Below are 4408 nucleotides of genomic sequence, written 5' to 3'. Positions count from 1 at the left end.
CAAGCTCGAGGCGGACCCGTCACATCCCAAGCATCTGCTGACCGAGTCGGGAATGGGCTACCGCTTCGAGGCCTGAGTCACAGCGGTCACCTGTGTCCCTGTCCGGGGTGGTGCTCTATTTGCCCGCCTCATAGCGACAACTTCGCGGCGGCGCGCAACGTCAATACCCGTTGATGTATCCGGTACTCGGTGGACCGAGGCAGGTACGCCGGTCCATACCGCCCACGGCTCAGCCTGGTGACCCTGCCCCGGCCGATTTCCCACCGCAACGCGTCCGATACAGCCTTCGACGCTCTGCCGCGCACCGAGAAGCCGTGCCACGTCAGCGTATTGATCAGTTCGGCCACGGTCGCCGGCCCGTGAACGGCCAGCTGCATGGTGAGCATGTAGCGAAGCTCGGTCCCGTGTAATTGTTTGACCATGGGCGACACCGTCGCATGCCGGTCCGACAAGCAGCAGTTGTCGCTATGAGGCGGGCAAAAAGTGCACCACCCTGGACAGAGGCGCGTGTGACAGCTGGGGCTCAGTCAGCGATCGACCACACGATGCCGTCCAGAATGTCGTGCTCGCTGACGGTCAGCTCGTCGATCCCGCTGCGGTCGTGCAGTTCGCGGGCCAATTCCTCCACCACGATGGCACCGCCGCCGATCACGTCGACTCGTCCCTCGTGCATGGGCGGCAGCGCGGCGCGCTGCTGGCGCGGCATGGCGATCAGCTTCTCGCATACCTCCAGCAGATCCCGGCGCGGCACCCGCGAAAGATGAATGGCCGCTGAGTCATACGTCGTCATCCGGTGCGCCAGCGCCGACAGGGTCGTCATGGTTCCGGCCAGCCCCACCCAGGTGCGCGCCTGCGAGACCGGCACCGCCTGCAGCGCCGGCGCCAACCGCTCGCGGACCACCCGACGAGCCTCGGCGACCTCGTCGGGCGTCGGCGGATCGGAGTGTAAACAGCGTTCGGTCAACCGGACACAGCCGATGTCGGCCGAATAACTGGCCACTACCCCGTCCGGCCCACCGAGCACGATCTCGGTGGAGCCGCCGCCCAAGTCGACGACTACGAAAGGCGCTGCCTCAGCGTCTAATTCGGAGACGGCGCCGCGAAACGACAACTCGGCCTCTTCCGCGCCGCTGATCACTTCGGCCACCGCCCCCGGGACCACCGCGCCCAGCACGTCGGCGGTCATCGCGAAGAAGTCGTCGCGATTGGCGACGTCACGAGCCGCCGACGTGGCCACCATCCGCACCCGGGAAACGTTGTGCGACTTCAACAAGTCCGCATAGTCGGCCAACGCGCCCCGAGTCCGCGCAATCGCCTCGGGCGCGAACTCACCAGTCGCATCGACGCCCTGACCCAACCGCACGATTCGCGTTTCGCGATGCACATCACGCAGTTCCGCACCGGCGGTGTCGGCGATCAGCAACCGAATAGAATTGGTACCGCAGTCGATCGCCCCCACCCTCACCGCCATTGCTCTGCCACCAATACCGGGGTCAGCGTCGGGTCCTCGGCCAACAACGCCAACGCCTCGTCCCCCAACGGATTCACTCCGCGCCCCTTGGCCAAGGAGTGCGCAATCAACACGTGCAGGCACTTCACCCGATCCGGCATGCCGCCGCCGGAAAACGTCGTGCCCAGTGGTTCGATGGCATCGCGCTCGGCCAAATACGATTCGTGAGCCCGCCGATACGCCGCAGCCAGTTCGGCGTCGCGGCCCAGCCGTTCGGTCATCTCGCGCATGAGTCCAGTGGTCTCCAGCCTGCTCGCGGCCGCGGTGAGCAGCGGATGCGTCAGGTAATACAACGTCGGAAACGGCGTTCCATCAGGCAGTCTCGGCGCCGTCTTCACTACGCCCGGTTCGCCGTCGGGGCACCGGTAAGCGATGGCCAGCACACCCCGAGGCTCACGGCCCAGCTGGCGCGCCACCGCTTGGACATCGGCAGGCTCAACCACCGGGTGCGTTCGGGTCCGGCCCGGGCGCGGGAGCGGGCGCGGCGGGCGGCAGATGTGGGTTGTCGGCGATGGTGTGCCATAGGGAGGTGTACCACGGCTCGTTCTTGGCCGGCGCCGCCGACTCGTTCCCGGGTTGCGCCGGTGTCGCTGCCGACGGCGGCAACTGCACCTGGAACGGAATGTCTCCGGGCTTGACGAAGCCGAGGCGTTCGCGGGCCTGCGCCGCGATGAACGCCGGGTCACCCAGTTGGCCTTTGCGTTGCTCCAGGTCGGCGATCTGCTTGCGGAGTGCGGCTTCGGTGGCCGTGAGCTGTTCCATTTCGGTGCGCTGGGCGAAGTAGGTGCGCACGGGCCCCGCGATCGTCAACGTCAGCACGCAGATCACCGCCGCAAGCACCGCGGCGCGCCGGGCCGTGAAACCCAGCCGCTGTTCGGATCGCTGCTCCACGGATTCGGCGAATGACCGCCGGATCGGTTCGACAACATGCTCTTGCAGCGAGCGCGTCGTATCGCCCCTGGCCGGTCCGGCCGTCGGCGTGGGCTTGGTCGAGCTGGTGGGGCGAGTAGCCTTGGCGGAGCGACGGCCCCGAGCCGGATCACCGGCCTTCCCCGGGCGCGAGGCCGGGGAGCGGCGCTTGGGATCGGCCCTGGCGCACAACCTATTTCGGCTCCGGTGTGTAACGCGGGAAGGCCAGGTCGCCGGCGTAGCGGGCGGCGTCACCGAGGGCGTCCTCGATGCGCAGCAGCTGGTTGTACTTGGCGACGCGCTCGCTGCGCGCGGGTGCTCCGGTCTTGATCTGCCCGCTGCCGACGGCCACCGCCAGATCGGCGATCGTGGTGTCCTCGGTCTCGCCGCTGCGGTGACTCATCATGGTGCGGTACCCGCTGTGGTGGGCCAAGGCGACCGCATCCAACGTCTCGGTCAGCGTCCCGATTTGATTCACCTTGACCAGCAACGCATTCGCCACGCCGCGCAGGATGCCTTCCTCGAGCCGCTCGGGGTTGGTGACGAAGACGTCGTCGCCTACCAGCTGCACCCGGTCCCCGATCGACGCCGTCAGCGCCGCCCAGCCGTCCCAATCGTCTTCGGACAGCGGGTCTTCGATGGACACCAGCGGATAACTACCCAGCAGGCCGGCGTAGAACTCCGACATCTGCTCGGCGGTCCGGGTGGTGCCCTCGAACCGGTAACCGGTGCCGTCGGTGTAGAACTCGGTGGCCGCGGCGTCCAGCGCCAGCGCGACGTCGGCGCCGGGCTTCAAGCCGGCCGATTCGATGGCCCGAGTGATCAGGTCCAGCGCCGCGGTGGTGCCCGGGACGTCCGGGGCGAAGCCGCCCTCGTCGCCCAGCCCGGTGGACAGACCCTCCTTCTTCAGCACCGCCTTGAGCGCGTGATACACCTCCGCGCCCCAGCGCAGCGCCTCGGCGAAGCTGGGCGCGCCGATGGGAGCCACCATGAACTCTTGGATGTCGACGGCGGTGTCGGCGTGGGCGCCGCCGTTGAGGATGTTCAACATCGGCACCGGCAGGATGTGCGCGTTGGGCCCGCCGATATAGCGGAACAGCGGCAACTCGGCGGAGTCCGCGGCCGCCTTGGCGACCGCCAGCGAGACGCCCAGGATCGCGTTGCCACCCAGCCGCGACTTGTCCGGGGTGCCGTCGAGGTCCACCAGGGCTTGGTCGACCAGGCGCTGGTCGTCGGCGTTGATGCCGATGACGGCCGGGCCGATCTCATCGAGAACGGCCTGCACCGCCTTCTTGACGCCCTTGCCGCCGTACCGATCGCCGCCGTCGCGCAACTCGACGGCCTCGTGCTCACCGGTCGAGGCGCCCGACGGCACCGCGGCGCGGGCGTAGGTCCCGTCGATCAAGGCCACCTCGACCTCGACGGTCGGGTTGCCGCGGGAGTCGAGAATCTCGCGAGCCGCAACCTGCTCGATAATCGGCACTGAGTTCTCCTTTGCGCATGTACGAGGTCCCCCGGGCAGCCTTTAGCCTAAAGCCTCGGTCAGCGCTCCATCCTTCTACAGCGGATGACCCGCCGCGTAGGCGGTCGCCCAGTCGCGCACTGCTCGCAGGTAGACACCGGAGTTGTTGTAGGCGCGCAGCGCGGTGATCCAGCCTCGGGGCGTCGCAAGATCTTTTCCACGCCAACATAAGTAGCCCGCCGCCGACAGCGCGGCATCGTCGATGTTGTCCGGACTGACTTTGCCGTCATTGTTGGCGTCCACCCCGTACAACCGCCAGGTCTCGGAAATGAACTGCATTGGCCCCATCGCTCGCTCCACGCCGCCGTCACCGTCCATGTTGCCGGCGTCGTTGTCCACAATGCGCAGCGTGCCGCCGGTGCCGTCCAGCCGGACGCCCCGGATCGGCGGGGTGACGTCGCCGTTGGGCGCGATGGTGGCGCCGCGGTAGGTGCCGTGGTGGCTTTCCACCTGCCCGATACCGGCCA

General features: G+C 67.9%; 6 protein-coding genes and 1 pseudogene. 1 reads left to right on the top strand and 6 read right to left on the bottom strand.

What is annotated here, in order from left to right; genetic code table 11:
- Positions 1-76 (top strand): annotated as a pseudogene (locus tag A9W95_RS26670) (DNA-binding response regulator); the annotation flags it as partial.
- Between the two features lie 52 nt (positions 77-128).
- Here A9W95_RS26670 and A9W95_RS03340 read toward each other — a convergent pair.
- The 6 genes from A9W95_RS03340 to A9W95_RS03315 all read right to left on the bottom strand — a co-directional run.
- Entirely contained in the window at positions 129-422 is a 294-nt protein-coding gene (locus A9W95_RS03340; RefSeq protein ID WP_067409219.1) for a hypothetical protein, read from the bottom strand.
- 101 nt (positions 423-523) lie between these two features.
- Complete coding sequence (locus tag A9W95_RS03335; RefSeq protein WP_067409218.1) at positions 524-1471, bottom strand: Ppx/GppA phosphatase family protein; 948 nt, start codon at positions 1469-1471, stop codon at positions 524-526.
- Positions 1462-1953 carry a DUF501 domain-containing protein gene (locus A9W95_RS03330; protein WP_067409217.1) on the bottom strand — a complete coding sequence of 164 codons (492 nt, stop codon included), beginning with the start codon at positions 1951-1953 and terminating at the stop codon, positions 1462-1464. Before A9W95_RS03330 ends, A9W95_RS03335 begins: the two co-directional genes overlap by 10 nt.
- Positions 1946-2611, bottom strand: a complete 666-nt coding sequence (locus A9W95_RS03325) for a septum formation initiator family protein (RefSeq protein ID WP_067409216.1) — start codon at positions 2609-2611, stop codon at positions 1946-1948. Before A9W95_RS03325 ends, A9W95_RS03330 begins: the two co-directional genes overlap by 8 nt.
- A gap of 1 nt (position 2612) precedes the next feature.
- Positions 2613-3902, bottom strand: coding sequence for a phosphopyruvate hydratase (gene eno, locus A9W95_RS03320; protein ID WP_067409215.1), 1290 nt, complete (start codon positions 3900-3902; stop codon positions 2613-2615).
- A gap of 75 nt (positions 3903-3977) precedes the next feature.
- Positions 3978-4408 (bottom strand): lytic transglycosylase domain-containing protein (locus tag A9W95_RS03315; RefSeq protein WP_067409214.1); only part of this gene is annotated, 431 nt, incomplete at its 5' end.

It is taken from the genome of Mycobacterium sp. 1423905.2 (assembly GCF_001673155.1).
GTDB lineage: Bacteria > Actinomycetota > Actinomycetes > Mycobacteriales > Mycobacteriaceae > Mycobacterium.
The sequence above is the reverse complement of the archived record's forward strand: the minus strand, read 5'-3'. Positions and strand labels throughout refer to the sequence as shown.

Coding starts and splice junctions, on each gene's coding strand:
- A9W95_RS03340 (WP_067409219.1), bottom strand. CDS start 422: ATGGTCAAACAATTACACGGGACCGAGCTTCGCTACATGCTCACCATG.
- A9W95_RS03335 (WP_067409218.1), bottom strand. CDS start 1,471: ATGGCGGTGAGGGTGGGGGCGATCGACTGCGGTACCAATTCTATTCGG.